This is a genomic window from Candidatus Frankia alpina (assembly GCF_902806485.1).
Classification (GTDB): Bacteria; Actinomycetota; Actinomycetes; order Frankiales; family Frankiaceae; genus Frankia; species Frankia alpina.
On record NZ_CADCWT010000016.1, the window covers coordinates 15442 to 42218 of the forward strand.

At 73.3% G+C, this 26777-nt stretch carries 19 protein-coding genes and 2 pseudogenes; 10 read left to right on the top strand and 11 right to left on the bottom strand.

The genetic code is table 11. The features are described 5' to 3' along the window. Positions 1-14: 14 nt before the first annotated feature. Entirely contained in the window at positions 15-1778 is a 1764-nt protein-coding gene (gene treZ / locus G6R25_RS03820) for a malto-oligosyltrehalose trehalohydrolase (protein ID WP_163551823.1), read from the top strand. Positions 1779-2114: 336 nt separating this feature from the next. Here the strand turns inward: treZ and zapE (G6R25_RS31230) are convergent, their stop codons facing one another. Together zapE (G6R25_RS31230) and zapE (G6R25_RS31235) are read right to left on the bottom strand one after the other, a co-directional pair. Next, the gene (gene zapE, locus G6R25_RS31230) at positions 2115-2483 is read right to left on the bottom strand and encodes an AFG1/ZapE family ATPase (protein WP_336500551.1); all 369 of its coding nucleotides are present in this window, start codon (positions 2481-2483) and stop codon (positions 2115-2117) included. A 65-nt stretch (positions 2484-2548) separates the two neighbouring features. After that, positions 2549-2878: pseudogene (zapE, locus tag G6R25_RS31235) on the bottom strand (AFG1/ZapE family ATPase); the annotation flags it as partial. 430 nt (positions 2879-3308) lie between these two features. Here zapE (G6R25_RS31235) and G6R25_RS03830 point away from each other — a divergent pair. From G6R25_RS03830 to G6R25_RS03840, 3 genes are all read left to right on the top strand, one after another. Then, on the top strand, positions 3309-4163 hold the full coding sequence (locus G6R25_RS03830) for a pyrimidine reductase family protein (RefSeq protein ID WP_163551825.1): 855 nt from the start codon (positions 3309-3311) through the stop codon (positions 4161-4163). A gap of 186 nt (positions 4164-4349) precedes the next feature. Beyond that, entirely contained in the window at positions 4350-4628 is a 279-nt protein-coding gene (locus G6R25_RS03835; RefSeq protein WP_163551827.1) for a hypothetical protein, read from the top strand. A 5-nt stretch (positions 4629-4633) separates the two neighbouring features. Further along, positions 4634-6898, top strand: coding sequence for a hypothetical protein (locus G6R25_RS03840; protein WP_163551829.1), 2265 nt, complete (start codon positions 4634-4636; stop codon positions 6896-6898). Between the two features lie 44 nt (positions 6899-6942). On the opposite strand, the gene G6R25_RS03845 is transcribed toward G6R25_RS03840, so the two are convergent. The 3 genes from G6R25_RS03845 to G6R25_RS03855 all read right to left on the bottom strand — a co-directional run bounded on the left by G6R25_RS03845 (position 6943) and on the right by G6R25_RS03855 (position 10116). Further along, positions 6943-8187 (bottom strand): sulfate adenylyltransferase subunit 1, encoded by a 1245-nt coding sequence (locus tag G6R25_RS03845; RefSeq protein WP_163551831.1) that lies wholly within the window; start codon positions 8185-8187, stop codon positions 6943-6945. Then, positions 8187-9101, bottom strand: coding sequence for a sulfate adenylyltransferase subunit CysD (gene cysD / locus G6R25_RS03850; RefSeq protein WP_163551833.1), 915 nt, complete (start codon positions 9099-9101; stop codon positions 8187-8189). Before cysD ends, G6R25_RS03845 begins: the two co-directional genes overlap by 1 nt. A gap of 202 nt (positions 9102-9303) precedes the next feature. Continuing rightward, positions 9304-10116, bottom strand: a complete 813-nt coding sequence (locus G6R25_RS03855) for a 3'(2'),5'-bisphosphate nucleotidase CysQ (RefSeq protein WP_163551853.1) — start codon at positions 10114-10116, stop codon at positions 9304-9306. A gap of 35 nt (positions 10117-10151) precedes the next feature. On the opposite strand from G6R25_RS03855, the gene cysC reads away from it, so the two are divergent. Continuing rightward, positions 10152-12002: an adenylyl-sulfate kinase gene (cysC, locus tag G6R25_RS03860; RefSeq protein WP_163551835.1), complete on the top strand. Its 1851-nt coding sequence runs from the start codon at positions 10152-10154 to the stop codon at positions 12000-12002. Between the two features lie 25 nt (positions 12003-12027). Here cysC and G6R25_RS03865 read toward each other — a convergent pair whose 3' ends face one another. The 4 genes from G6R25_RS03865 to hemE form a co-directional block, all read right to left on the bottom strand. Continuing rightward, on the bottom strand, positions 12028-13686 hold the full coding sequence (locus tag G6R25_RS03865; RefSeq protein ID WP_235947359.1) for a sugar transferase: 1659 nt from the start codon (positions 13684-13686) through the stop codon (positions 12028-12030). Positions 13687-14655: 969 nt separating this feature from the next. Beyond that, positions 14656-15351, bottom strand: a complete 696-nt coding sequence (gene hemQ, locus G6R25_RS03870) for a hydrogen peroxide-dependent heme synthase (protein WP_163551837.1) — start codon at positions 15349-15351, stop codon at positions 14656-14658. Positions 15352-15402: 51 nt separating this feature from the next. Then, entirely contained in the window at positions 15403-16818 is a 1416-nt protein-coding gene (hemG, locus tag G6R25_RS03875) for a protoporphyrinogen oxidase (protein WP_163551857.1), read from the bottom strand. A 188-nt stretch (positions 16819-17006) separates the two neighbouring features. Next, a complete protein-coding gene (hemE, locus tag G6R25_RS03880) occupies positions 17007-18248 on the bottom strand; it encodes a uroporphyrinogen decarboxylase (RefSeq protein WP_163551839.1) in 1242 nt (413 codons plus the stop codon). 375 nt (positions 18249-18623) lie between these two features. Here hemE and G6R25_RS03885 point away from each other — a divergent pair, with 375 nt between their 5' ends. From G6R25_RS03885 to G6R25_RS03905, 5 genes are all read left to right on the top strand, one after another. Then, a complete protein-coding gene (locus G6R25_RS03885; protein WP_163551841.1) occupies positions 18624-19010 on the top strand; it encodes a DUF3817 domain-containing protein in 387 nt (128 codons plus the stop codon). An 816-nt stretch (positions 19011-19826) separates the two neighbouring features. Next, positions 19827-20486: a DUF3000 domain-containing protein gene (locus G6R25_RS03890; RefSeq protein WP_136447913.1), complete on the top strand. Its 660-nt coding sequence runs from the start codon at positions 19827-19829 to the stop codon at positions 20484-20486. 229 nt (positions 20487-20715) lie between these two features. Next, a complete protein-coding gene (locus tag G6R25_RS03895; protein ID WP_163551843.1) occupies positions 20716-22278 on the top strand; it encodes an HRDC domain-containing protein in 1563 nt (520 codons plus the stop codon). Positions 22279-22499: 221 nt separating this feature from the next. Further along, entirely contained in the window at positions 22500-23753 is a 1254-nt protein-coding gene (locus G6R25_RS03900) for a thiolase family protein (RefSeq protein WP_163551845.1), read from the top strand. 35 nt (positions 23754-23788) lie between these two features. Further along, entirely contained in the window at positions 23789-25945 is a 2157-nt protein-coding gene (locus G6R25_RS03905; protein WP_163551847.1) for a 3-hydroxyacyl-CoA dehydrogenase NAD-binding domain-containing protein, read from the top strand. A gap of 62 nt (positions 25946-26007) precedes the next feature. Here G6R25_RS03905 and G6R25_RS03910 read toward each other — a convergent pair whose 3' ends face one another. After that, entirely contained in the window at positions 26008-26229 is a 222-nt protein-coding gene (locus tag G6R25_RS03910) for a HipA domain-containing protein (RefSeq protein ID WP_163551849.1), read from the bottom strand. A 249-nt stretch (positions 26230-26478) separates the two neighbouring features. Then, positions 26479-26777: pseudogene (locus G6R25_RS03915) on the bottom strand (hypothetical protein); the annotation flags it as partial.

Below are 26777 nucleotides of genomic sequence, written 5' to 3' on the forward strand. Positions count from 1 at the left end.
GGTAGACAGGAGCTATGAGCACCTTCCGGCTGTGGGCCCCGGACGCGAAGACGGTCAGCCTGGTCGTGGCGGACTCCGCCGGCGACGCCACCCATGAGATGTCCGCCGGGCGGCGGGGCTGGTGGTGGGTGAACGTCCCCTCCGCGAAGCACGGCACGGACTACGCGTTCGTACTCGACGGGGGCAGCGAGGAACTGCCCGATCCCCGCTCGGTCTGGCAGCCGGCGGGGGTGCACGGCCGATCCCGGCTGGTCGACCACTCGACGTTCCACTGGTCGGACGCGAGCTGGCGCGGCATCGCGCTGGCCGGCAGCGTGCTCTACGAGCTGCACGTCGGGACGTTCACCCCCGAGGGCACCTTCGACGCCGCGATCGGCAAGCTCGACCACCTCGCCGAGCTCGGCATCGACGCCGTCGAGCTGCTGCCGGTCAACGCCTTCCCGGGGCACCACGGCTGGGGCTACGACGGGGTCGGCCTGTTCGCCGTGCACGAGCCCTACGGCGGGCCGGACGGGCTGAAGCGGTTCGTCGACGCGGCGCACGCCCGCGGCATCGGCGTGATCATGGATGTCGTCTACAACCACCTCGGCCCGGACGGAAACTACCTGGCGCAGTTCGGGCCGTACTTCACCGACCGGTACATCACCCCGTGGGGGCCGGCGGTCAACCTCGACGCCCCCGGCTCCGACGATGTCCGCGCGTTCATCCTCGACAGCACGTTGTCCTGGCTACGGGACTTCCACTGCGACGGGCTGCGCCTGGACGCCGTGCACGCCTTCCAGGACAGTCGGGCGATGCACCTGCTCGAGGAGATCGCCGAGTCGGTGCACCGGCTCGGGGCGCAGGTGCGCCGGCCGCTGTTCGTCGTCGCCGAATCCGACCTCAACGATCCCAAGCTGGTCGTCGCCCCCGAGGCCGGCGGGTACGGCCTGGACGGCCAGTGGTGCGACGACGCCCACCACGCGCTGTGGGCGACGCTGTCCGGCGAACGGCAGGGCTACTACATCGACTTCGGGTCGATCGAGACGCTCGCCCACGCGCTGACGAAGGGTTTCGTGCACGAGGGCGGCTACTCGACGTTCCGCGGCCGCTCCCACGGCCGGCCGATGCCGCCGACGACGGCGGCCTACCGGTTCGTCACGTTCCTGCAGAACCACGACCAGATCGGCAACCGGGCGGTGGGCGACCGGTCGTCGGCGCAGCTCAACGACGGTCTGCTGCGCATCGGCGCGGCCCTGCTGCTGACCTCGGCGCTGACCCCGATGCTGTTCATGGGGGAGGAATGGGGGGCGCACACCCCCTGGCAGTACTTCACCGACCACACCGCGCCCGGTCTCGGCGACGCGGTGCGCGAGGGGCGGCGCGCCGAGTTCGCCGAGCACGGCTGGGGGCCCGACGACGTCCCCGACCCGCAGGACCCGGCGACGTTCGAGCGGTCGAAGCTGGACTGGTCCGAGCCGACCCGCCCGGGCCACGGCAGCCTGCTGGACTGGCACCGCCGGCTCATCGGGCTGCGCCGCAAGCTGCCGGCGCTGACGGACCCGGCGTGGTCGTCGGTGGAGTGCCCCTACGACGAACAGGCCCGCTGGCTGGTGGTGCGCCGCGGGGACGTGGCGATCGTCGTCAACCTGTCGTCGCAGCGGCAGGCGGTGCCGCTCGACGGGGTGCCCTTCGACGCGCCGGCGGCCTCGGCGCCCGGCTTCACCTACATGCCGGGCCGCGTCGAGCTCGACGGCGAGTCCGTCGTCATCACCCGACTGCTGCCGCCGGCCGGCTGAGCGGCGCCGCCCGACGTCGCCGGTCAGCGGCGGTCAGCGGCGGACACGGTCCCGGGACAGCAGGAAATACAGCCCGCCGAGCACCGCCAGTCCCACCAGCAACACCATGACGAGCAGCACGACGTAGGTTCCCATGCGTCCATCGTCGCAGGATCAGCCGACGATCGCGGCGGTCCGGTCCCCGATGTCCGTCCGGCGCCGCCGGACCGCCGGCTCCGGACTGCTGCGAGGCCGCCATCCCTGGGGAAAGCGCAAGACTTCTAGTTGATCTTCCCGGTCGAGCCGGACGCGGGCGTGCAGCCGGCACAGCCGGCGGGGTTCAGGCGGGAGCAGCGTTCAGGCGGCGGCGGTGAGGCGGGCGCCGTCGCGGGCGAGCGCCGCGAGACGCGACACCGCCCGCTGGTACTTCTTACGATGCGGCCCGGCGAGCAGCTCCGCGCCGAACAACTCCCCCAGCCCGACGCCCGAGGCGACGATCGGAATCGACCGGTCGTAGAGCCGGTCGGCGAACGCGACGAACCGCAGCGCCACGGCCTGGTCGGCGACCGGCGCCACGCCGTGCAAGGCGACCAGCCCCCCGTCGACGAGCGCCCCATAGCGCGACGGGTGCAGCCCCGCCAGATGCGCGCACAGCGCGGCGAACCCGTCCTCGCTCGCCCCCCCTCGAAGGCGGCGGCAAACGCCGCGACCTCGGCGGCCGGGCATGGTGCGGGCGGTGCCGGCAGTCCCCGGTGACGGTAGTCGCTGCCGTCGATGCGCAGGACGTCGAAGCGGGCGGCCAGGCCCTGGATCTCGCGCAGGAAATCGGCGGCGGCGAACCGGCCGGCGCCGAGATCCTCCGGCTGGGTGTTGCTCGTCGCGGCCAGCGCGACACCCGCGTCGGCGAGGCGGGTCAGCAGGGTCGACATGAGCACCGTGTCGCCCGGATCGTCGAGCTCGAACTCGTCGATGGCAACCAGCCGCAGCCTCCACGGTCGCCGCGAAGCCGAGCGCCCCCACCAGGGAGGTGAGCTCGACGAAGGTGCCGTATGCCTTCGGGCCCGCCACCGAGTGCCACAGCGAGGCGAGCAGGTGGGTCTTGCCGACGCCGAACCCGCCATCGAGGTACACCCCCGGCAGGGCCGTCCCCGCCTCACGGCCTGCACCACCCGATCGGGCCCCGCGAGCCCTCCGCCCGAACAGCCCCGACCAGGCGCCCCGGGCGCCGGCGGCGCAACGGCCTCCTCCGCCGGGAGTCGCGTTCACCCGGTCGGCGAACGCGGACAGGGCGGTGACCGCGGCGCTCTGGCTCGGCTCCGCGGGGTCGGGCAGATAGCCGGCGAAACGGACGGCGTCGAAGCGCGGCGGCGGGACGAGCGCGGCGATCAGATCGTCCGGCCGCACCTGCGGCCTCCGGTCGACGAGGCGCTGCACCACCTCACCAGCCTACGAAGCAGTCCGGGACGGGCCGCCCGCCGCACGCCGCCGGGACCGAACTCACAGTGCCCGGACCGGTCGGGGCGAGCAGGCCGGACGGCTACAGTCGGCTCGGTGCGACGCATCCTGCCGGTTCCCGGCTGCTCCGACAGGCCAGGCACGCCCGCGCCGCTCGCCACGCCGGGTGCCGGCGGTGCCATCGCCGCGGCGGCGGACGATCCGACCGTCGGCGGCGAGGTCGTCGCGAAGGCGGCCGAAGTCGACCTCGACGAGGCCTATGCCTACCCGCCCGGCGCGGGGCAGACCAGTTACGTTCGAGCGAACTTCGTCAGTTCCGTCGACGGGGCCGCGGAGGTGGGCGGCCGGTCCGGACCGCTGGGCGGCGACGCGGACAGGCGGGTCTTCCAGCTGCTTCGCTGGCTCAGCGACGTCGTGCTCGTCGGCGCCGGCACCGTCCGCCATGAGAACTACGGGCCGGTGATCGTCACGCCCGAACGGCGGGACCGGCGGCGGGCCGCTGGGCTCGCCGCGGTCCCCCCGATCGCTGTGGTCACCGCGACCGCGGGCCTCGACCCCGGCGCCCGGCTGTTCGACGCCGAGGTCCGCCCCGTCGTGCTCACCTGCGACGCCGCCCCATCGGCCAAGCGGCAGGCGCTCGCGGCGGTGGCCGAGGTCGTCATCTGCGGTGACTCGACCGTCGACCCGGCGTCGGCCCTCGCGGCCCTGGCCGAACGGGGGATGACCCGAGTGCTCGCGGAGGGCGGCCCGTTGCTGCACGCCCAGCTGGCCGGTGCCGGCCTGCTCGACGAGCTGTGCCTGACCGTGGCGCCGCTGCTGGCCGGGCCCGGTCGGATGGGCATCGTGGAGGGCCCGCCGTGGCCCGAACCGACCACGATGCGCCTGGTTCAGGCGCTCATCGAGGACGGCAACCTCTTCCTGCGCTACCTGCGCGGCCCGCGCGACTCGTAGCGACGTCGAGTTCCGCGCCCGAGACCGTCCATGCCCGGCGAAGCGGAGCCGGCGGTGGCCGCGTTTTATCCACAGGTCGGCGATTCCCACAGCCGTCGTCCACAGGATCCGATGAGGAGCAGCGCGACCCACCGCCGCGTTGTTAGCGTCGCCGCACCGAACCTGACCCGACGGCGGTGGTATGCGATGACGATCCCCGATGAAACCCGGGCGACGGCGGCCGGCGCGCTCGCCACGGTGGCGCGCACCCGGCGGGAGGTGACGGCCGCCCTGGACCGGGTCGCGGCCGCCGGCGCCGGCGCGTGGGACGGCCGGGCGGCGCAGCTGTGGGCCGGCCGGATGCGGCACCTCGCCGCCGAGGCGACCGCCCTGCTCGACCGTTGCCTGCTGGTGTGCGAGCAGGCCCGCTCGGGCCCGAGCGCAGCGTCGACGGCGCCCGGTGCCCCGCCGCGGGCGATCGGCTGACACCGGTGGCGAGCCTCGGTGCCGGCGTCCACCTCGCCGCTGTGGCCCTACCCCCCGGGCCCGGCGTGGGCGGGGACCGGGTGGTCTTCGATCCCGTCCGGCTCCGCCCGCTTGCGGCCGCGGTGCGGGCTGCCGGCGAGGCCCTGCACTCCGGGGCGCGGACGGTCGCCCACGCCTTGGCGCAGGTGGGCGGCCCGGCTGGCTGGGCGGCTCGACTGGCCCGACTCGGCGACGAGCTCGATGCCGACGCCGCGATGCTGCGCCGCCGGCTCGCGCTCGCGGAGGGCGCCGACGACGCGGGGCGGTCACTCGTGGCGACGGCAGTAGTCATCTTGCCGGCCGTGCACCGCGCACCGGCGCTCCTCGACGTCCGACCCGTCCTCGACACCGGGGCCATCGCCAAGGGCGAGACCGAGGTCGTTCCCGGCACTGCGCGCGCAGGAGCGGCAGCGCTCGCCGCTGGCCGACCCGCAGGCCGAGCCACGGCCCGGTCACTGCTGTCCGGCAGCGGAGCACCATCGGCCAGCCTGCAGGAAGCGCTGGACCGGTTGGGCGCGCGAGCCGACGACCCCGACTTCATCGCCGGCTTCTACGACGCGCTCGGGCCGGCCGGGCTCGCGCAGCTGCTCACCATCGTCTCCGGACGGGCCCGCGGGCCGATGGTCAACCGGCCGGCACCGCCGTCCGGGGTGGACCGGCGGGACGCCGAGGGCGTTCTCGGCCGGACGTTTGCCGCCTACACCCGCGGCCGGTCGCTCGACGACTCCTGGCTGGGCCGGTTCAACACCCGGGGACGCCTCGACCACGCCGAGACCGTGCTGCTGACCCCGTTGCTGGCGGCCGGCCGCGTCGACGGCGCGTTGCTCGACCGGCTGGGCCGGCTGGCCTTCGGCCCCGGGATCGGGCCACCGGAGCCCGGGGCACCGCCGACCGCCGCCGCGGCCCCGCGTGGACCGACCCCCGCCCCCGCGCCGGCGCCCGGTCGGGTCGTGGGCACGGTGCTCAGCGCGACAGCGGACCGCGGGTACCGGGGCGCGTTGCTGGCCGCGATCGCCGCCGAACCGGCGCTGGCGGCCCGGTTCGCCACGCGGTACGTCGAGGCGGTCCTGGGTGGCGCCGCCATCGCGGAGCTGGGTCTGCCGGTGGCCGTCGGGCTCGACGACGCGACCGGGCGGGCCTGGTCCGGGCTGATCGCCGCGGCCGGCGGTCTGGCGGCGCGGCGGGCGGATCCACTCGGCTCGGCGGACTTCGTCGCCCGCCTCGCCGGCGCCGTCAACGCCGCCGACGGGTCGGCACTGCCGCTGCATCTGCGCGCCGCCCTCGTCCCCGCGCTGCGGACGTACCGGGAGGAGATGTACGACGCGGTGACGGCGGTCGTTCCCGGGCCGGTCTCCCCACCGACGGCCGCACCCGCCGCCCGGGAGGTCCCGGTCGCGGGGTGGCCGGCGTTGCTGCGGGAATGCCTGCGTGGCGGGACGCTCGCCGGGCTGCTCGGTCTGGACGCCGCAGCCTACGCGATCGGGCTCGACGAGCGGGTGGCGGGGCGCACGCGGGGCTGGAACACCGGGGCCGGCGGCTACCCGTCGAGCCCGCGGACGCTGGGCTACCTGCGGGGTGCTCGGGCGCAGGCGTTCTTCACCGGCGCCCTCGGCGACGCCGCCGACGCGGTGCTACGCGAGCATGCGCAAGCCGGGTCAGCCCACCGCCGGCGGCAGGCGGTGATCCTCGACCTGCTCGGCACGGTGGCCACGTCGATCGACCCGACCGACCCGACCGATCCGGCCGCCACCTTCGTCCATCTCGGTGTCGGGATCACGGTGGACATGGTCGAGGCCCTCGTCCGGGAGCGCTACCGCGACGTGTCCACCGCCCGACCGGCGTGGATCCTCGCCCGGCTGCGGGAGGCATCGCGGGTCGGCTCGCAGTGGGCCGCGACCTACGAGGCGAGCGCCCGCCTGCTGTGGGCTCGCCGCGCCGGGGACCCGCTACGACCGATCACGGTGACCGGCAGCGACGGGCGGCGCCGGGTGTACACCGGGGATCCGCACGCCGACGGATACATCACCGGTCCGGCGACGGATTTCCTCGACGCGGCGGGCAATCCCCGACCGGCCGCGGCGATGACCCCGGCCCAACGAGGCGCGTACCTGGCCTGGCTGGAGAGTCCGGCACTGGTCGCCAACAACGACCGGCTGCCCATCCTCGCCGGGGCAGCGGCGCTCGGCGAGGCGCGGATCCCGCCGGACGAAGCACTGCGGCCGAACGGTTGACCATCCGACAATCCGGCGGGAGAACGGGCGGGTCCACCGCTCGATTAGAGGATCATCCCGGCGCCGAGGGTGGTTCCGCTCATCTCGTCGATGAGCAGCACACTGCCCGTGTTACGGTTACGGCGGTACGGATCATAGCACAGTGGCGAGGTCGTCCGCAGGGCGATCCGGCCGATGTCGTTGAGGCCCAGCGAGTCGACGGCCTCGTCGCGGTGCAGCGTGTCGATGTCGACGCGGTAGGAGACGTCGGTGACCATCGCCCGCACCGACCGGGTGGTGTGCTTGATCCCGACCCGGGCGCGCCGGCGCAGGGGCGCGTCGACCATCCAGGAGACCATGAGGTGGAGGTCCTGCCCGACCGTGGGCTGGTTGTTCGGCCGCGCGATCATGTCCCCGCGGGAGACGTCGAGGTCGTCCTCCAGGCGGACGGTGACCGACATCGGGGGGAACGCCTCGTCGACCGGCCCGTCGTAGGTGTCGATCCCCGCGACCCGCGACGTCAGCCCGGACGGCAGCACGATGACGTCGTCGCCGGGCTTGATCACGCCGCCGGCGACCTGGCCGGCGTAGCCGCGGTAGTCCTGCAGCTCCTCACTGCGCGGCCGGACCACCCACTGCACCGGAAACCGCACGTCGATCAGGTTGCGGTCGGAGGCGATGTGCAGCTCCTCCAGGTGGTGCAGCAACGAACTGCCGTCGTACCAGGGCGTGCTCGGCGAGCGGGACACCACGTTGTCACCGGTCAGCGCGGACACCGGGATCGTCGTGACGTCGACGATCTCCAGCTTCGCGGCGAAGCGCCGGAAATCTTCCTTGATCTTCTCGAAGACTTCTCGATCGAAGTCGACGAGATCCATCTTGTTCACGCAGAGCACCAGGTGGGGTACCCGCAGCAGCGACGCCAGGAACGCGTGCCGGCGGGTCTGCTCGACGATGCCCTTGCGCGCGTCCACGAGCAGCAGCGCGAGGTCGGCGGTCGAGGCACCGGTGACCATGTTGCGGGTGTACTGCACGTGCCCGGGGGTGTCCGCGAGGATGAACGACCGCCGCGGGGTGGCGAAGTAGCGGTAGGCGACGTCGATGGTGATGCCCTGCTCCCGCTCGGCCCGCAGACCGTCGGTGAGCAGCGCGAGGTCGACGTAGCCGTCGCCGCGCTCCCGGCTGGTCCGCTCGACGGCGGCGAGCTGGTCGGTGAACAGCGACTTCGTGTCGAAGAGGAGCCGGCCGATCAACGTCGACTTCCCGTCGTCGACCGACCCCGCGGTTGCGACGCGCAGCAGCTCGGCCATCAGAAGTACCCCTCCCGCTTCCGGTCCTCCATCGCCGCCTCGCTGACCCGGTCGTCGGCGCGGGTCGCGCCCCGCTCGGTGATCCGCGTCGCCGCGACCTCGGCGATGACCTCGTCGACGGTCGCCGCAGTCGACTCGACCGCGCCGGTGCAGGTGATGTCACCGACCGTGCGGTAGCGGACCTGGCGCGGCACCACGACCTCGCCGACGCGCGGCTGGGTCAGCGGGGTGACCGCGAGCAGCATGCCGTCACGCTCGAAGATCTCGCGGCTGTGCGCGTAGTAGATCGAGGGGATCTCCAGGCACTCCTGGGCAATGTAGCGCCAGATGTCCAGCTCGGTCCAGTTCGACAGCGGGAAAACCCGGATGTGCTCGCCGGGGCGGTGCCGGCCGTTGTAGAGCGACCACAGCTCGGGACGCTGGTTCTTGGGATCCCACTGGCCGAACTCGTCGCGGAAGGAGTAAACCCGCTCCTTGGCCCGGGCCTTCTCCTCGTCGCGCCGGGCGCCGCCGAACACGGCGTCGAACCGGTTGTCCGTGATCGAGTCGAGCAGCACCGGCGTCTGCAGCTGGTTGCGCGACGCCCCGGGCCGGGTGTCCTCGGTGAGCTCGCCGCCGTCGATCGCCGCCTGCACGGAGCCGACCACCAGGCGGGCGCCGAGCTCGGTCGCGCGGCGGTCCCGGAACGCCAGCACCTCGTCAAAGTTGTGGCCGGTGTCGATGTGCAGCAACGGGAAGGGCAGCTTCGCGGGCCAGAACGCCTTCTCGGCCACCCGCAGCATGACGATCGAGTCCTTCCCGCCGCTGAACAGCAGCGCGGGACGCTCGAACTCCGCCGCCACCTCGCGGAAGATGTGGACGGCCTCGGCCTCGAGCATCTGCAGGTGGGTGAGCTCGTAACCCGTGACAGGCACGCGAAAACCCCTCGTCTCGCCGATGTATCCGTCCAAAATAGCCGACCCGACCGCCCCGCCGACAGTTTCACCGACGTTAACCAGCTCACCCAAGGCCCAATTCTCCCAATGCCCCACACCCGCGACACGACGCCAGAACCAATGATCGCGGTCCGTGCACACCCGGACCACCGTCGGCACCGGGCGGCCACCGCAGGTGGCCTCACCGCTGCGGATCGGCCGCCCGAATCGCCGCGAGCACCGCCGGGGCCAGGGTCGCATCACAGATGACCAGGTCGGGCAGTGACGGGTCGGGCTGGTTGTACCGCAGCGGGGTGCCGTCGAGGCGGCTCGTGTGCAGCCCCGTCGCCCGCGCGACCGCCACCGGGGCCGCCGAGTCCCACTCGTACTGCCCGCCGGCATGCAGGTAGATCTCCGCCTGGCCGCGGATGACCGCGGCGGCCTTCGCACCGGCCGACCCCATGGGGACGACGCTGGCGCCCAGGGCCTCGGCTACCTCCCCGACGAGGCGGGGCGCCCGGGTGCGACTGGCGACGATCCGTGGCGGGCGCGCCGCGGCGGGCCGGGCCGGCTGGCCGCCGCCGCCGCCCGACAGCGTCACGTTCAGCGCCGGCAGGGCGACGGCCCCGGCGATGAGCTCGCCGGCGCGCCACAACGCTACGTGCACCGCCCAGTCCGTCCGCCCGGGCTCGGCGAACTCGCGGGTGCCGTCGAGCGGGTCGACGATCCAGACCCGCTCGGCGGACAGCCGGGCCGGGTCGTCGACACCCTCCTCGGACAGCACCGCATCCTGCGGGCGGTGGCGGGTCAGTGCCCGGATCAGAAGTTGATGGGAACGCGCGTCACCGGCGTCGCGCAGGGTGGCGGGAGCGGCGAACCCGACCTCCTCCCGAATCCTGAGCAGCAGTTTGCCGGCATCCGTGGCCAGTCGCCGGGCCAGGACGTCGTCGTCGAGTTCGTCGGTCGCGATGTCGACGGGGACGGTGGCCGGCCGGCGGGTGTCGTCGGTGTTCATCGGGACGGAGTCTGTCACCCGTTACGGTCGCGGGTGTGAGCGCCACCTCCCATCCCGATCCCGATCCCCACCGCGTCCCGAAGCCGGGCCCAGCGCGGGCCGCCGGCCCCGCGGGCGGACCTTCCACCGCCGATGCACTGCTCGCGCTGGTGACACCGCAGCACGCCGCGGAGCTGGTGACGGCCTCGCTCGGCTGGCCGTCACTCACCCTGACGCCGCTGCAACTCGCCGAGCTGGAACTGCTGCTCGTCGGCGCCTTCGGCCCGAATCCCGGCTACCCGGCGGAACAGGAGGTCGCCGGCGTGCCGGTCCCGACCCTCGCCGTCCCGGCTGCCGCAGCCGACCCGCTGGCGGCAGGTGTGACCGTTGCCCTCCGTGACCTGGAAGGAGTGATGATCGCCGCCCTGCATCTGCGCACGCTGCTGCCGTCTCCAGCCGGGTCCCCCGTGCGCCTGGTCGGCGCCCTGGAAGGGCTGCGCCTGCCCCACCACCCGGACCATCCCGCGCTGCGGCTGACCCCGGACCAGCTGCGCGCCGAGCTGCGCGCCCGAGGTTGGACCGGCCCGCAGGTGGGAGCGGGGGCGACGTGGGCGGTCTGGGCCGACGGCCTGCTGCATACCGCGGATGTGGGGCGTATCAGGGCCCTGACCAGGCAGGGCAAGCGGTGCGTGGTGCTCGCCCCGGTGGGCGGCGCCGACCCGGCGGATGCCGGGCACCACCTGCGGGTCCGTTGCCTGCAGGCCGCGCTCGACGCCGTCGACGCGCCGCTGCGCCCGAGCGAGGCGACCCTGGCCTCCGACGCGGTGGCCTCCGACGCGATCGCGGCGGGTGCCGCCGGCCGCCGGCATGAGCCGGCGCCCGACCCCTATCACCGCCCGGGTGCCGACCACCAGCCGCGCCGCCGCAGCCTGCTGGTCCTCGTCCCGGCGATCCCCTCGCCGCTGCTGGCCACCCCTCGGGAACCCGGTATGAGCGCGACGGTCCTGCCACCCGCCGGCCGCGCACGCCGCCCACCGCCCACCGGGCCGGTCGGCACCGGGCCAGTCGGCATCGAATCGGCGAGCCTGTCGCGTGTGGGGATTCCACTCGAAACGGACATCGGCGCTACGGGCGGCGAGCCGTCGCCAAACGGCGACACCGAGGACCTGGCCCGGCTCGACGCCCAGCGCGCGCATCTGGCCAGCAACTACGGACTGTCCGGCAGCCTGATCGGCCCGGCCATCGGCGCACCGGGCCGCCAGGAACTGGCCTCGCTGCTCGACGCCGGCGGTCCGATCCCCGCCGAGCTGACCCCGCCCGCGGTGGCCGCGGAGCTCGCCCGGGCGATCCCCCCACGTTCGCAGCGCGGGCTGACCATCTTCTTCACGGGGCTGTCCGGTTCCGGGAAGTCGACCCTGGCCGGGCTGCTGGTCTGCCGGCTGCTCGAGCAGGGCGGGCGGCGGATAACCCTGCTCGACGGCGATGTGGTGCGCACCCAGCTGTCGCAGGGCCTGGGCTTCTCCCCCGCGGACCGGGACACGAACGTGCGCCGCATCGGGTTCGTCGCCGCTGCGGTGGCGGGGGCCGGCGGCACCGCGGTCTGCGCGCCGATCGCCCCCTACGCGGCGGTGCGCGCGCAGGTCCGCGAGATGGTCCGCACGGCCGGCGGCGGCTTCGTCCTGGTCCACGTCGCGACGCCGCTGGAGGTCTGTGAGGCGCGCGACCGCAAGGGCCTGTACGCCAAGGCTCGAGCCGGCGTCATCCCCGCGTTCACCGGTGTGTCGGACCCGTACGAGCAACCCGCCGACGCCGACGTCACGGTGAACACGGCGGAGCTCTCCGGTGACGAGGCCGTCGACCGCGTCCTCGACCACCTGCGCGTCGCCGGCTGGATCGACCTCACGTAGTGCAACCTTGCGCGGGGCCCGCGGGTCAGTAGGCGCCTTCGCGGCGAAGGACGGCGAAGACGGTCCGCCAGAGGATGACGAAGTCCATCGCGAGCGACCAGTTCTCCACGTAGCGCAGGTCGAGGCGGACCGACTCGTCCCACTCCAGATCCGACCGGCCGCTGATCTGCCACAGGCCGGTCAGGCCTGGCTTCACCATCAGCCGGCGGTGCACGTCGTCCTCGTAACGGGCGACCTCCGAGGGCAGCGGCGGGCGCGGGCCGACCAGCGACATGCCGCCGTTCAGCACGTTGATCAGCTGCGGCAGTTCATCGAGGGACCATTTGCGCAGGAACTTCCCGACCCGGGTGACCCGAGGGTCGTCACGCATCTTGAACAGCAGGCCCTCGGCGCGCTCGTTGTGCGACTCCAGCTCGGCCTTGCGCGCCTCCGCGTCGACGTACATCGACCGGAACTTGAACATCGTGAAGTGCTCGCCGCCGCGGCCGACCCGGGTCTGCTTGAACAGCGCCGGCCCGCGGCTGGTCAGCCGGACCGCGAGCCCCAGGCTGAGCAGGACCGGCAGGAACAGCAGGATCACCGTGCCGGCGACGCAGCGGTCGAACACGCCCTTCATGACCCGGCGGGTCCCAGTGAGCTCCGGCTCGTCGATGTGCAGCAGGGGCAGCCCGGCCACCGGGCGAATCGAGATCCGCGGGCCGGTCACGTCGGTCAGCGCGGAGGAGACGAGCACGTCGACGTCGCTGCCCTCCAGCGTCCACAGCACCCGGCGCAGGGTCTCACCGTCCATCTGCGGGCAGATCGCGACGGTGGTGGCGTGGGTGGCGGTGATCGCGGTGTGCAGGATCTCCGAGGTGCCCACGATCGGCACCCCGAGCAGGTCGAATCCGCTGCGCTCGGGCCGGTCGTGGCTGTGCCGGCCGGGCGAGCGGTCGAGCACCACGCCGACCACAGACCAGCCCGACGTCGGGTCGCGCTGGGCCAGGCGGACCAGGGTGGCGGCGGACTCGCCGGCACCGACGACGAGGACCCGGTGCAGGCAACGCCCGGCACGGCGCATCCGATGCAGGATGCCGCGCCCGATGACCCGACCGGCCACCGACAACACGGTCGCCGCGGGGAACGCGATGAGGACGTAACTGCGGGCGATCTCGGCCTTGGTCGCGTAGGAGATGATGGCAAGCGCGGCCGTGAACCTGGCTGCGGCGTTGACCACCCGGCGGAACTCCTCCGACCCGCTGCCGAGGAACCTGGTCTCGTAGGCCCGGTTCAGCGACATGGCCAGCACCCACGCCACCGGCAGCAGCACCGTCATGAGGATGTACGGCTTGATCGACACCGGCTTGGTCTCAAAGTCGACGAGGTCGCCGAACCGCACGAAGAACGCCAGCCCCGCGGCGACCACGCAGGCCGCCGCGTCGAACAGGATCAGCAGCCGCACGTAGCGGCGCTCCCAGGTGACCTGCGCACGGTAGGCCACGGTCTCGAGCGCCGCGACCGAGTGTGCGCGGGCGACGCTGTGGCGTCCGCCGGTCCCGGACCCGGACCCGGTCCAGACGGGCTGGCCGCCCGATGGCGGGGCCGATGGGTCCGACGCAGCGGCGTCGGGCCGGGCCGGCGCCAGGCCGGGCCGGGACCGCGGGACGAAGTTCGACCCGGCGGAGGCACGGGCGTCCCCCGACATCGTCTCCGTCACTCGTGCCCCCCCAGGTACGTGACCCGCGGGATGACGCCACCAGGGCGGTCCTGGGCGCCGCGCCGTCGCCCACACCGCATCAATCGACCGAACCGTAAGGTTCGCCCGAACTGTACGGGTCGTCCGGCATGTTCCGATAGTCGCAGTCATGCTGATGCCCCGCGCTGCGCCGATCGCCGGTCGCCGCACGGTCGCCACAACACGTCGGATCTCGGGTGTGGTCCGGGTCGACAGAATCCTGCCGCGGTTCGCGGTATGCCTCGCTCAGACGGCCGTGAGCTCAACCATCGGTGATGCATCGACCGGACCTCCAGCGATCTTCCCCCGCCACTGACTGTGGGCCACCCCGGACAACGGGCCGGCTGTTCGCGCATTGCCCGGCGTTCTACTGGGGTGCACACCGAAGCGAACCGGACCGCGGGACACCGACGCGGCCGGCACTCCTGGTCACGGGTCACGTTACCGGCTCTCCTCAGCCGATCGACCGGGGGCCCGCGGAGCAGATGCGGGGCGGCGCCGTGACCGCCAAGCGTTGCGGCAGCGTCATCCGTCCGTTTGTGGCGACTCAAGGTAGCAGAGACGAGGTCGATCGCCGGTAACCCGCCGTAGCGAAATTCCCGCGTTCAATCGTGGATATCGATATTCCGGACAGCACACGCCGGCCACACGCTGCGTATACAAGCAGTGGTCGTACTGCTACTATGCGTTATGACTCTTCGGCTCCGGCCGGGGAGCAGTCGGCTGCCCGGCCCGTATGGGCGCCGTCGGGGTGGGAAGGAACTGTGTACTGCGGCTCGCGCCTGCGCGACGCCGGAGGGCACAGCACGGGACGGTCGGCGTCTGCCGGACGGGTGGGGGCGCCCAGGCAGGCGCCGGCTGCTGCAATCGCCCAGCCGGGCGGGGGCTGGCGGGCGGGCGCACGCCGAGCCCGGTGGCCAGCGACGCCCGCCACACCGGTCAGGGCAGGGCTGCGACGATGTCGGCCAGGGACTTCCGGGCACCGCTGTAGAACGGGGTCTCCAGCCGGGTGTGCCGACGGGTGGCGCTCGCCCGCAGATGGCGGATGCAGTCCACGATGCGGTGCAGCTCGTCGGCCTCGAACGCGAGCAGCCACTCGTAGTCGCCCAGGCCGAACGCGGCGACCGTGTTGGCCCGGACGTCCTCGAACTCGCGGCCCATGATCCCGTGTTCGGCGAGCAGTCCGCGTCGCTCGTAGTCCGGCAGCAGGTACCACTCCAGGGACCGGTTGAACGGATAGACGCAGATGTACGCGCGTGGGTCCTCCCGGCGGACGAACGCCGGGATGTGGTTGCGGTTGAACTCCGCCGGGCGGTGCAGCCCGACCGCCGACCACACGGGCCGTAGGTGACCGCCCAGCGCCGTCTGGCGGAACCGCTGGTAGGTCTCCTGCAGCAGGTCGGGATCCGGACTGGTCCACCAGACCATCAGATCCGCGTCGGCCCGGTAGCCCGAGATCTCGTACGTTCCGCGGGTGTAGACGTCCTTCGCCAGGGCCCCCTCGAGCAGGGCGTCGGCCTCGTCGATCAGAGAAGTCCGATCGGCGGGCAGCGGGCGGTCGGCGGCGAAGACCGACCACCCGGTGTAGAGGAGCTCGGCGTTGAGCTCCTGAACGGACTTCGTGGACTCCGGCATACCCGTCTCCTCCTCATCCCGGCCGACCGGGCCGGCCGACCGGGTTGTTCCTCAGACTCCCGGACCCACCGGATCGGCCGGGCTGCCCTGCGCCGTCCGGGCGGCACGCAGTACCGCGGCGGCGGCGGCCTCCCCGGAGCGGATGCAGGCCGGGATGCCGATGCCGTCGTAGCCGGCGCCGGCGAGTGCCAGGCCGGCCGGCAGCGCCCGGCGCACGCTGGCGATCCGGTTCAGATGGCCCGGGAGGTACTGCGGCAGCGCACCGCCCCACCGGCTCACCCGGGTCGCGATGGGACGCGCCGACAGCCCCGTGATCTGGGCGATCTCCGCCGCCGCCACGCCGGCGAGCTCGGTGTCGCCGCGTTGCAGGTCCTGCTCGGCGCCGGCACGCCCGACGCTCGCCCGCACGACCGTGAGCCGGCCTGCGCCCACATGCGGCCACTTCGTGGTCAGGAAGGTGGCCGCCTTCACCGACGTGCCCGCCCGTGCCGGCACCAGGATCCCGCTGCCGGGCGGTGGGGTGGCGTCCCGGTAGACCAGCGTCACCAGGCCGACCGAGGCGTAGGGGACGCCGGCGAGCGGGGCGGCCGCGTGCGGGGCCAGCGGGCTCAGCAGCGAGCGGGCCACCCCGGCGGGCACGGCGAGGATCACTGCGTCGGCCGTCAGCGGCTCGGGCTTCTCACCGCCGCCGACCCGGTCGCAGACAACCCGCCAGCCCTCGGCGCCGCGTTCCACGGCCCGCACCAGCACGCCGGTGCGCACGGTCGCGTCGGACCGCTCGGCCAGCCGCGCCGCGAACGACCCCAGACCGCCGCGCAGGCTGGCGAACAGCGGCGTCGTCGGCGCGGAGGCGGCCGGGGCGGTGCGGGCTCGCACCCGGTGGGCGCCGAGCAGCAACGACCGGTCCTCGGCCAGAATCGGCACGAGCTGCGGCACGGTGGCCCGCAGTGACAGCGCGTCGGCTCGCCCGGCGTACACGCCGCCGAGCAGCGGATCGACCAGCAGGTCGACGATCTCTCGCCCGACCCGGGCGCCGACGAAGCCGCCCACGGTCGGGTCGTCGGGGAAGTGGGTGCGCGGCAGGACCAGGTCGGCCGCCGCGCGCAACAGCCCCCACGGCGACAGCACCCCGGAGCGGACCAGGCCGAACGCGTCCGTCGGCACGCCGAGCATGGTGTTCGGCGGAATCGGCCGCAGCCGGCCCCGGATCCACAGCGACGCGCGGGTCGTCGCCGGATGCACGATGTCGTGGCCGAGGCCGATCTGCCTGGCCAGCCGCAGACCGTCGGGGACGCGGGCGAGAAACGACTCGGCGCCCTCCTCGACGTTCAGGCCCTCGATCGGGGTGGTGCGCAGCTTGCCGCCGACGCGTTCCCCCGCTTCCAGGACGGTCACCTCAGCGTGGCCGGCCAGGGCGTGTGCCGCGGCGAGCCCGGCGATTCCCCCACCGACGATGACAACCCGCACGTTCCTGCCGCCCTTCACGATGACCTGCCGCCCTTCACGATAATTGGTGCCGTCCCCCAGGATTCACCATCGCGTCACGCTCGACCGGAGGTGGGCCGCGCCTCGGCGACGGATCTCGATCAGGTGGGGACTCCGGCCCCGATGGTGGTGGACCGGCAACCGGGCATCGGCCGGATGCCGGTGGTGACTCAACCGGCGTGGACGAGGTCGACGATGTGCGCGAGGACCCCCGGGTCCGTCTCGGGCAGGACGCCGTGCCCGAGGTTGAACACGTGCCCCTCCGCCTTCGCAGCACGGGTGAGGACGTCGCCGACCTTGGCGGCGAGCACGGGCTCGGGCGCGAACACCGCCGCCGGGTCGAGGTTGCCCTGCACGGCCCGGCCCGGCCCGATCCGGCGCGCGGCCTCGTCGAGGGGGACCCGCCAGTCGACCCCGACGACGTCGGCTCCCGCCTGGCCCATGGCGGTGAGCAGCTCGCCGGTGTTGACCCCGAAGTGGATGCGCGGCACCTCGTCGGCGAAGGCGCTCAGCACCCGCGCGCTGTGCGGCGCCACGTAACGCCGGTAGTCGTCCTCACTGAGCGCACCGGCCCAGGAGTCGAACAGCTGCACCGCGTCGACGCCGGCGTCGATCTGGACCTGCAGGAAGGCCGTGGTGATGACGGCCAGCCGGTCGAGCAGGTCGTGCCAGAGCTTCGGCTCGCCGTACATCAGCGCCTTGGTGCGCAGGTGGTTGCGGCTCGGGCCGCCCTCGACAAGGTAGCTGGCGAGGGTGAACGGCGCGCCCGCGAATCCGATCAGCGGGGTGCCGCCGAGCTCGCCGAGCAGGCTGTGGACCGCCTGCGTGACGTAGGGGACGTCGTCCGGCTCCAGCGCACGCAGCGTCGCGACTGCGGCGGCGTCACGCACGGGCTCGGCGACGACCGGCCCTACTCCGGCGACGATGTCGATGTCGAGACCGATCGCGACGAGCGGCACGACGATGTCGGAGAAGAAGATCGCCGCGTCCGGCCGGAAGCGGCGCACCGGCTGCATGGTGATCTCGGTGATCATCGCCGGATCGCGACACGAGTCGAGCATCGGCACGTCGGCGCGCAGCGCCCGGTACTCGGGCAGCACACGGCCGGCCTGGCGCATGAACCACACCGGCGTGGTCTCGGGCTGGTCCCGCCGGCAGGCTCGCAGGAACGGAGCGGTGGTGGCGAGGCCGGGCCGGCGGGCGGCACCGGGGTGCAGGCCGGCCGCACCGGCACGGAACGCGGCGTCGGCGGGTGGGAGCCCTATCGTCCCGGCGGACCCGCCGGGACGATAGGGCTTGTCGCCGTCCCGCGGGGGCGCGACCCGCGCCGAGGCGACCGCGACGCCGCTCGGCGCGGTCTGGACGCTGGCCGACCCGGACCCGGGCCCGGCGTCGATGTGGACGACAGACATGACTCGATCGTTGCATGTCCACCGCACCTGCGCCGGTGTGACCGGGGACACCCCGATCGGCACGGGCGGGTGATGACCGGCGTCGGCGTGGTCACGGTCCGGGCCGATCGGGGCATCCGACGTCAGCTATCTTCTACTTTCAGTAGAAGAAGTTGCTGGTCCAGCCGGTGCCCGCTGACCTGGACCGACCCGGCCGACCCGGCCGGCCAGGTGTGACCGCAGGCGGGCCAGGTGTGACGAAATCCGCTGTTTGCCCAGGTGAGCGGTCGGCGTGTCCCGGGCGGTGCGCACCTCGCCGCCACGGTGCGCTCCACCCGCGACACGACAATCACCACACGACGATCACCACACACGACGACGATTGAGGATTCACCGATGACCGATAGGTCCCCGCACGGCGGCTACCGGATCCTGACCGCTGCCCGCGCCGTCTCGTTCGCCGAGGCGACGTCGTTCCTCCTGCTGCTCATCGCCACCGGGATCAAGTACGGCGCCGACCATCCCCAGGGGGTGAAGATCCTCGGCCCGATCCACGGCACGCTCTTCCTCGCCTACTGCGCCCTCATCGGCTACCTGGCGTTCGTCGGGCGCTGGCCCCGCCGACGCACCGTGCTGGCCCTGATCGCCTCCGTGCTGCCGGTGGCGCCGTTCTTCGTGGAGCGGCACTGGCTGCGGGGCGACGCCGGCGCGGCAGGCAGTCCGACCGCACCGGCAGGCCCGGACACGCGGCCGGTCTCCCAGACCACCGCTCGCCGGAGCTGACGCCTCACCGGCGCACGCATGTCCCCCGCGACGAAGTGGGGCAAATCCCCCGAAAGGGGATCACCCACCCACTCCCCATCGAGACGGGCGCACGCGACACGCCGGAGAGAATGCGCGGACATCTGTCCGTCCCATGGCACCGTCAGTCCAGTCGGAATGAGGGCAGAGGGTGCGCGTTGTCGGCGTTCCGCCTCGGCCGGCAGTCGCGGGGGCGCAGGATCCGTGGTGCAGGCGCCCGCCGCATCCGAGGGTACGCAACACGCAGCAGCCGTGCGCGGGGAGTGGTGTTCGAGTGGAACTGGTCCGGGTGGGCACCGACGATCACATTGTTCTCACCTGCGCCGAGTGCGGTGACGAGCGGCCGTTCGAGCAGCCACCGTGCGCGGACGGGCACGGATCGGACTGCCCGGAGTGGGCCTGCACAGAGTGCGGTGCCGCGGTGCTTGTGGGGCCGGTCCCGTCCGTGGGGCAGATCCCGGCGGCCAGACCGGCGACGCACCCGAGACCGGCCAGGGAGGCCGGCGCGGCGGCGCGAGACCATCGCGGGCGCGCCGCCGCCCGGATTCTGGCGTGAGCCTGCACAATCCCGCCCCGCGTCCCGATTACGGCGCCGCCCCGGACTGTCCCGGGGCATACGGCGAGCCCGTCCCGACGGAGGCATCACCCGGGTCGCGGGAGGTTCCGGTCCTGCGGGATGCGGCGGCACACCGCTCCAGCCATCGCCTCATCGGCACCCGACCGCACGCAACCGGGCCGAAGCAGCACGCTCCGGCGTCCACCCAGCGCGATCAAGGCCGACGCCCTAACGTTGCCGTCATGGGGGCGGCGCAGACGTACGAGGCGAGCCCGCCGATCTTTCTCGCCAGCACCGGCGCCCTGCGTGACGGGATGACGCGGCTGCGCCCGGAGATCAGCGTGCACGAGGTCGCCGCCCCGACCCGGCTCGCGCCCTACGCCTTTGCCCTCGCCGGCGGGCTGACCGGCGACGCCGCCGACCTCGCCGCCGGGCGGCTGATCGTCCTGATGGACCCGGACGGACAGCCCGCCTGGCAGGGCAGTACCCGCTTCGTCTGCTACGCCCGGGCGAGCGTCGATCCGGAGATCGCCGCCGATCCGCTGCTGGCCGACGTGGCCTGGTCGTGGCTGCGGGAGTCCCTCGACGCGCACGGCGCACAGTTCCGCGCGCTCGGCGGTGCGGTGACGACGACGACGTCACGGCGGTTCGGCGTCCTTCGGGCCGACGGGGACAGCTTCGACGTCGAGCTGCGCTGTTCCTGGTCACCCGACTGGGCCGAGACCGAGCTCGGCGACGACCCGGCCGACGGGGGCCCGGCCGGTTCCGAGCCGGCACGGCCCGCGTGGAGTCCCGCCGGGGCAACCGCCCACCTGCTGGCCTTCGGTGATCTCCTGGCCGCCATGGCCGGCCTGCCACCGGCACTGTCCGGCGTCGTGTCACTCCCCCAGCGACGGGGCTGAAGCCGCCGGCCGCGGCCCGGTTGTGCCACCACACCGACCGGACCCGCGGTACCCCGTTCGGACCGGGAGCCGACCACCGTACCCGGTAGTGGTGTCACGATGCGTATAATTAGCGCGATTCGCTGTACAGCGCGGCTGCCTCCGCGAGGATTCAGACGTACGATCGCCGATCGTGACGTCGACGGTTCCTGAACCAACACAGCAGGTCAGCGGGGGTGTAAGCGCAAAGGTGGAGGGAGAGCCCAGCACCAGCAGCGCCCGCGAGCCCATCCCGCTACTCGCGCCTGTGGACGGCGTCCCTCCCGTCATCGTCGACGCCGCCGAGCTCACCGCAGCGGCCGAACGGCTGGCGACCGGGACGGGCCCGGTCGCCTTCGACGCGGAGCGGGCCTCTGGGTACCGGTACAGCCAACGTGCCTACCTGGTCCAGATCCGGCGCCGAGGAGCCGGCTCGCTGCTCGTCGATCCCGTCCCACTGGGTGACCTGAGCGTCATCCAGGAGGCGGTGGGTGACGCCGAATGGGTGCTGCACGCCGCCAGCCAGGACCTGCCCTGCCTGGCCGAACTCGGGCTGCGGCCAAGCCTGCTGTTCGACACCGAGCTCGCCGGCCGACTGCTGGGCTACGAGCGGGTCGGCCTCGGCATGATGGTCGAGCGGGTGCTCGGCTACGGTCTGGAGAAGGGCCACTCCGCGGCGGACTGGTCGACCCGGCCGCTGCCCGAGCCCTGGCTGCGTTACGCGGCGCTCGACGTCGAGCTGCTGGTGGAGCTGCGTGACGCGCTCGAAGCCGAGCTCATCGAACAGGACAAGATCGAGTTCGCCCGGCAGGAGTTCACCGGGATCGTCGCGACCCCGCCCCGCGAGCCCCGCGCCGAGCCATGGCGACGGACCAGCGGCATCCACCGGGCGCGTTCCCGCCGCCAGCTCGCGGCGGTGCGGGCCATGTGGACCGCCCGGGACCGGGTGGCCCGCACCCGAGACGTGGCCCCGGGCCGGGTCCTGCCGGACAGCGCCATCATGGACGCGGTCCTCAACGCCCCCGCCGACACCGCGGCGCTGATCCGCCTGCCCATCTTCTCCGGCCCGCGGATCCGACGGACCGCGAACACCTGGCTGGATGCACTGCGCAGCGCCGCGGCGCTGCCCGACGACGAGCTGCCGGCGCCGGCCGGTCCCAGCGGCGACGGCCTTCCCCCGCCGAACCGGTGGGCCGAGCGCGACCCGGTGGCCGCCGCCCGGCTCGCCCGGGTGCGGGCGGAGCTGTCCACGATTGCCGCCGCTCACACCATGCCGGTGGAGAACCTCCTCGAACCCGCGCTGTCCCGGCGGATCGCCTGGTCCCCGCCCGATCCGCTGACCGAGTCGGCGGTGGAGGAGGCACTGAGTGCCGGCGGCGCCCGCGCCTGGCAGCGGGAGCTGACCCGCACGGCCCTGAACTCCGCGCTCGCCGACCCGGAACCCGATCCGGCGGACGAGGCAGCCCCGCCCGCCGCCGAACGCGCCGGCAGGCGGCGGGCGGGGCGCGGCGGGGGTGCCGGCGGGGCCGGCGGGGCCGGCGGGGCCGGCGGGGCCGATCGCCCGCGTTCCCGCGGTGGGCGCGCCGGCGCCGGCCGGTCGGTGCGCGGGGCGGCCGGGCGGGCCACCCCCGGCTCTCCGGTCGGCGCGTCGGCGACGGACGGCGGCGGTGGTTCCTCGGTCAGCGCCCCCCCGGCGGGCAGCGGTCCCACCGACCCGGCCGCGCCGGGCTCGGGCCCCGGGGGATCCACCCCAGCCGGCCCCGGCCCCGGCTGATCATCCCATCCGCGCTGGCGGTGCGCCAACGGCCGTACCGCGACACCGGGGGCAGACGACGCGAGTGGTCTACCAGCCGGTAACCACTGCCGTAGGCTAGCCGGTGCCGGCGGTATCCGCGCCGGTGCTGACCGTCAGCGCGGTCCCATCGGGCCGGCGCGAGCAGTCGGCGTCTCGCGGCGAGGTGCCGGCGGCCAAGCGCCGCCGGTGGGGAGGCCACCGTGTTCGGTTCAGCCCGCGGTTCGGTCCGCGACGTGGTCTTCGTCGACGGCGTGCGCACGCCGTTCGGCAAGGCCAAGGGCGTCTACGCCGAGACCCGGGCGGACGACCTGATCGTCCGGGTGATCCGGGAGCTGCTGCGCCGCAACCCATCGCTGCCACCAGAGCGCGTCGACGAGGTGGCGATCGCGGCCACCACCCAGATCGGCGATCAGGGCCTGACCATCGGCCGGATCGCCGGGGTGCTGGCGGGGCTGCCGGAGTCGGTGCCCGGCTACGCCGTCGACCGCATGTGCGCCGGCGCCGTGACGGCGGTGACGACGACGGCGTCCTCGATCGCGGTCGGCGCCTACGACGTCGCGGTGGCGGGCGGGGTGGAGCACATGGGCCGCCATCCGATGGGCGAGGGCGCCGACCTCAACCCACGCTTCGTCGCCGAGCGGCTGGTGGATCCGGCCGCGCTGGTCATGGGCTCAACGGCGGAGAACGTGCACGACCGCTACCCGGCGATCACCCGGGCGCGGGCCGACGCCTACGCCCTGGCCTCCCAGGAGAAGGTCGCCAAGGCCTACGCGAACGGTCAGATTCAGCCCGACCTGGTCCCGATGGCGGCCCGGCACGCCGACAGCGGCTGGGAACTGGTCACCGCCGACGAGCCGCCGCGCCCGACGACGACCCTGGCCGGGCTGGCCGAGCTGCGTACCCCGTTCCGCCCGCACGGGCGGGTCACGGCGGGCAACTCCGCCGGGATCAACGACGGCGCGACCGGATGCCTGCTCGCCGCCGTGGAGGTCGCCGCCGAGCTGGGCCTGCCGGCGAAGATGACGCTGGTCGGCTACGGGTTCGCCGGCGTCGCCCCCGAGGTGATGGGCGTCGGTCCGATCCCGTCGACCCAGAAGGCGCTGGCCCGCACCGGCCTGACGATCGACGACATCGGCCTGTTCGAGCTGAACGAGGCGTTCGCCGTGCAGGTCCTCGCCTTCCTCGACCATTTCGGGATCGCCGACGACGACCCCCGCGTCAACCGGTACGGCGGCGCGATCGCGCTGGGCCATCCGCTGGCGTCCAGCGGGGTGCGGCTGATGACCCAGCTGGCCCGGCAGTTCGCCGAGCATCCCGAGGTCCGCTACGGCCTGACGGCGATGTGCGTGGGCCTCGGCATGGGGGCGACCACGGTCTGGGAGAACCCCCACCACGACGCCGCGGGCAACTCCGCGGCCACCGGCGGCACCGCGACCGCGACCGCGACGAGCTGACGTCCCGCGAGATCCCAGTCCCAGGAGGGGGCCGCATGACCACCGAGGTGACCCTGGACTATCCGGACGAGGTCGTCACGGCCGCGCATGCCCGGTACGTGACGCTGCCCGAGGCGGCCGGCCCGGTCGCCCTCATCACCCTCGACAACGGCCACGACCACACCCGGCCGAGCACCTTCGGCCCGGCCGGGCTGCGTGCGTTGCTCGCCGCCGTCGCCGAGATCGAGACGCACGATCCCCCGGTCGCCGCGGTCGCCGTGACCGGCAAGCCGTTCATCTTCAGCGTCGGGGCGGACCTGGGCTTCCGGTCGTCGATCACCGAGGCGAACCGGGTACGCCCGTCGCTGGACGCGCTCGGCCGGCTCGGGCATGAGGCCTTCGCCCGGCTCGCCTCAGGCCGCCTCGGCGGTCGCCGGGTCCCCACCTTCGCGCTGGTCAACGGGGCGGCGCTGGGCGGCGGGCTAGAGCTGGCCCTGCACTGCGACTACCGGGCGCTGTCGGCGGGAATTCCCGCGCTCGCCTTCCCGGAGGTGTTCCTCGGCCTGGTGCCGGCGTGGGGCGGCACCCAGCTGCTGCCGAACCTGATCGGCGCCGAGGCGGCGGTGTCCGTCATCATCGACAACGCGCTCAGCCAGAACCGCACCCTGCGCGGATCCAAGGCGTTCGACCTGGGCATCGGGGACGTGCTGCTGGAGCCGGCCGACTTCCTGGAGGAGGCGCTGGCCTGGGTGGGTCGGGTGCTGCGCGGGGAGATCGACCCGGCGGCCGAGCGCCGCCCGGTGCAGCGGGGCGCCGCCTGGGCCGACGCCGTCGCCCGCGGCCGGGCCCTCGCCGATGCCAAGCTGCACGGCGCAGCGCCGGCCGCCTACCGGGCCCTGGACCTGATCGCGCTGGCCGAGACGGCCGACCGGGACAGCGGCTTCGCCGCCGAGACGCAGGCGCTGGCCGACCTGTCCGTCAGCGATGAGCTCGCCGCCGGGCTGTATGCCTTCGACCTGGTGCAGAAGCGGGCGAAGCGGCCGGTCGGTGGGCCCGATCCGGCGCTGGCCCGCCCGGTCACCAAGGTCGGGGTCGTCGGAGCCGGGCTGATGGCCGCCCAGCTCGCGCTCGTCTTCGCCCACCGCCTCGAGGTGCCGGTCGTGCTCACCGACATCGACGCCGAACGGCTCGACGCCGGGGTCGCGAACGTCCACCGAGAGATCGACAACCTGCTGCTGCGCCAGCGGATCACCGCCGACCAGGCCAATCGATACAAGGCGAACGTGACCGGTTCCCTGACCAAGGACGCCTTTGCCGACGCGGACCTGGTCATCGAGGCCGTCTTCGAGGATCTGGCGGTCAAGCAGGCGGTGTTCGCCGAGCTGGAGGCCATGGTGGCGCCCACCACGGTGCTGCTGACGAACACCTCCGCGCTGTCCGTCACCGAGATGGCCGCGCGGTTGACCCATCCCGAACGGGTCGCCGGCCTGCACTTCTTCAACTCGGTGTCGGTGCTGCCGCTCGTCGAGGTGGTCCGCGCCGCCCGCACCGACGACGCGACGATCGCGACGACGCTGGCCGTCGCCAGGAAACTGAAGAAGGACGCCGTGCTCGTCGCGGACGCGCCGGCGTTCGTCGTGAACCGCCTGCTCACCCGCTTCCTCGGCGAGGTGCTGGGCGCGGCGGAGCAGGGCGCGCCGATCGAACAGGTTGACCACGCCCTGGATCCCCTGGGGCTGCCGATGTCACCGCTCGTCCTGCTGTCGCTGGTCGGCCCGCCGGTGGCGCTGCATGTCGCAGAGACGCTGCACGCCACCTTCCCGGACCGGTTCCGGGCGCCGACGAGCCTCGCCCGCCTAGTCGAGGCGGGCCGGGGCTCGGTCTACACCACCAGCCCGGATGACACCCAGATCGTCGACCCCGCGGCCGCCGCGGCGCTTCGGTCCGCGGCGCAGCCCCCCACAGGAGCCCACCCCCCCACGGCCACCGAGGTGCGCGAGGCCGCCCTGCGAGCGCTCGCCGAGGAGATCCATCTCATGCTCGCCGAGAAGATCGTCGCCGAGGCCGCCGACATCGACCTATGCATGATCCTCGGCGCCGGCTGGCCGTTCCACCTTGGCGGCATCACCCCCTACCTGGACCGCACCGGCATCAGCGAGGCCGTCACCGGCGAACGCTTCGCCCCACCCGGCGTCGCCACCCCGCCCCGCTGACCCCCGCGACCTACCGGGGCGAGGTCAGCCCCGCCCGCGTCCGGTCGATCCATTCCCCGATGTCAGCGCCGAGCGCGGAACACCGAGTCGAACCGCTTACTGCCGCCGAGCCTGAGGCCAAGATCGTCCAGATGCCCGCCCTGCCTGCCGTACACGACGGTCGAGACCAGGTCGTAGGCGGGCGAGAGAGTCGGCCGACGTTCGTCCAGGTAGATCAGCGACCAGTTCTTCAGGCACGCGTCTCCGTTGCCGATCAGGACGTTGAAGGCCAACCGGCGGGCCATCTCCTGGAGTGCCTACAGGTCACGGCCGCGGTAGGCCAGCGCGGTAGGCGCAGCGCGGCCGCGTACCGACCGCGGAGATCCTCCTCGAACCGCAGCCCGAGTACGGGACGGGACGGGACGGGACGGGACGCGTCGGTCAAATACTCCTCGGTGAAGGTGAACATCGTATGGTCGCCGCGCTGACGGAGGACACCGACATGCCCCCCGTACAGCAGTACCTCATGGTGATGCTCCGTCGGCGTCACTGGCCTACTCGTCCGATTCAGTCAGCTCATCCAGCTCGTCCAGAGCGAGGGAGTCGAGCGGCGGAGTGTCCTCGAAAGACCATTCAGTCATCCGATTGACGAATGCACTCAAGATGACATCAATCCTTCCCTGTCGAGCGTCCAGAAAATCCTCACGTCGTCCGCCGTTGAACAGGTCGATCATATCGTCGTTCAGACAGTAGGCCCGAAGCACCTCCGCGCGAACCCAGGGCCGCGCGAAGATCACTTTCCGTGCTGACTGGTTACTCTGGGTTGTGAGGAATGTGAGGGCCCGGTTGCGGT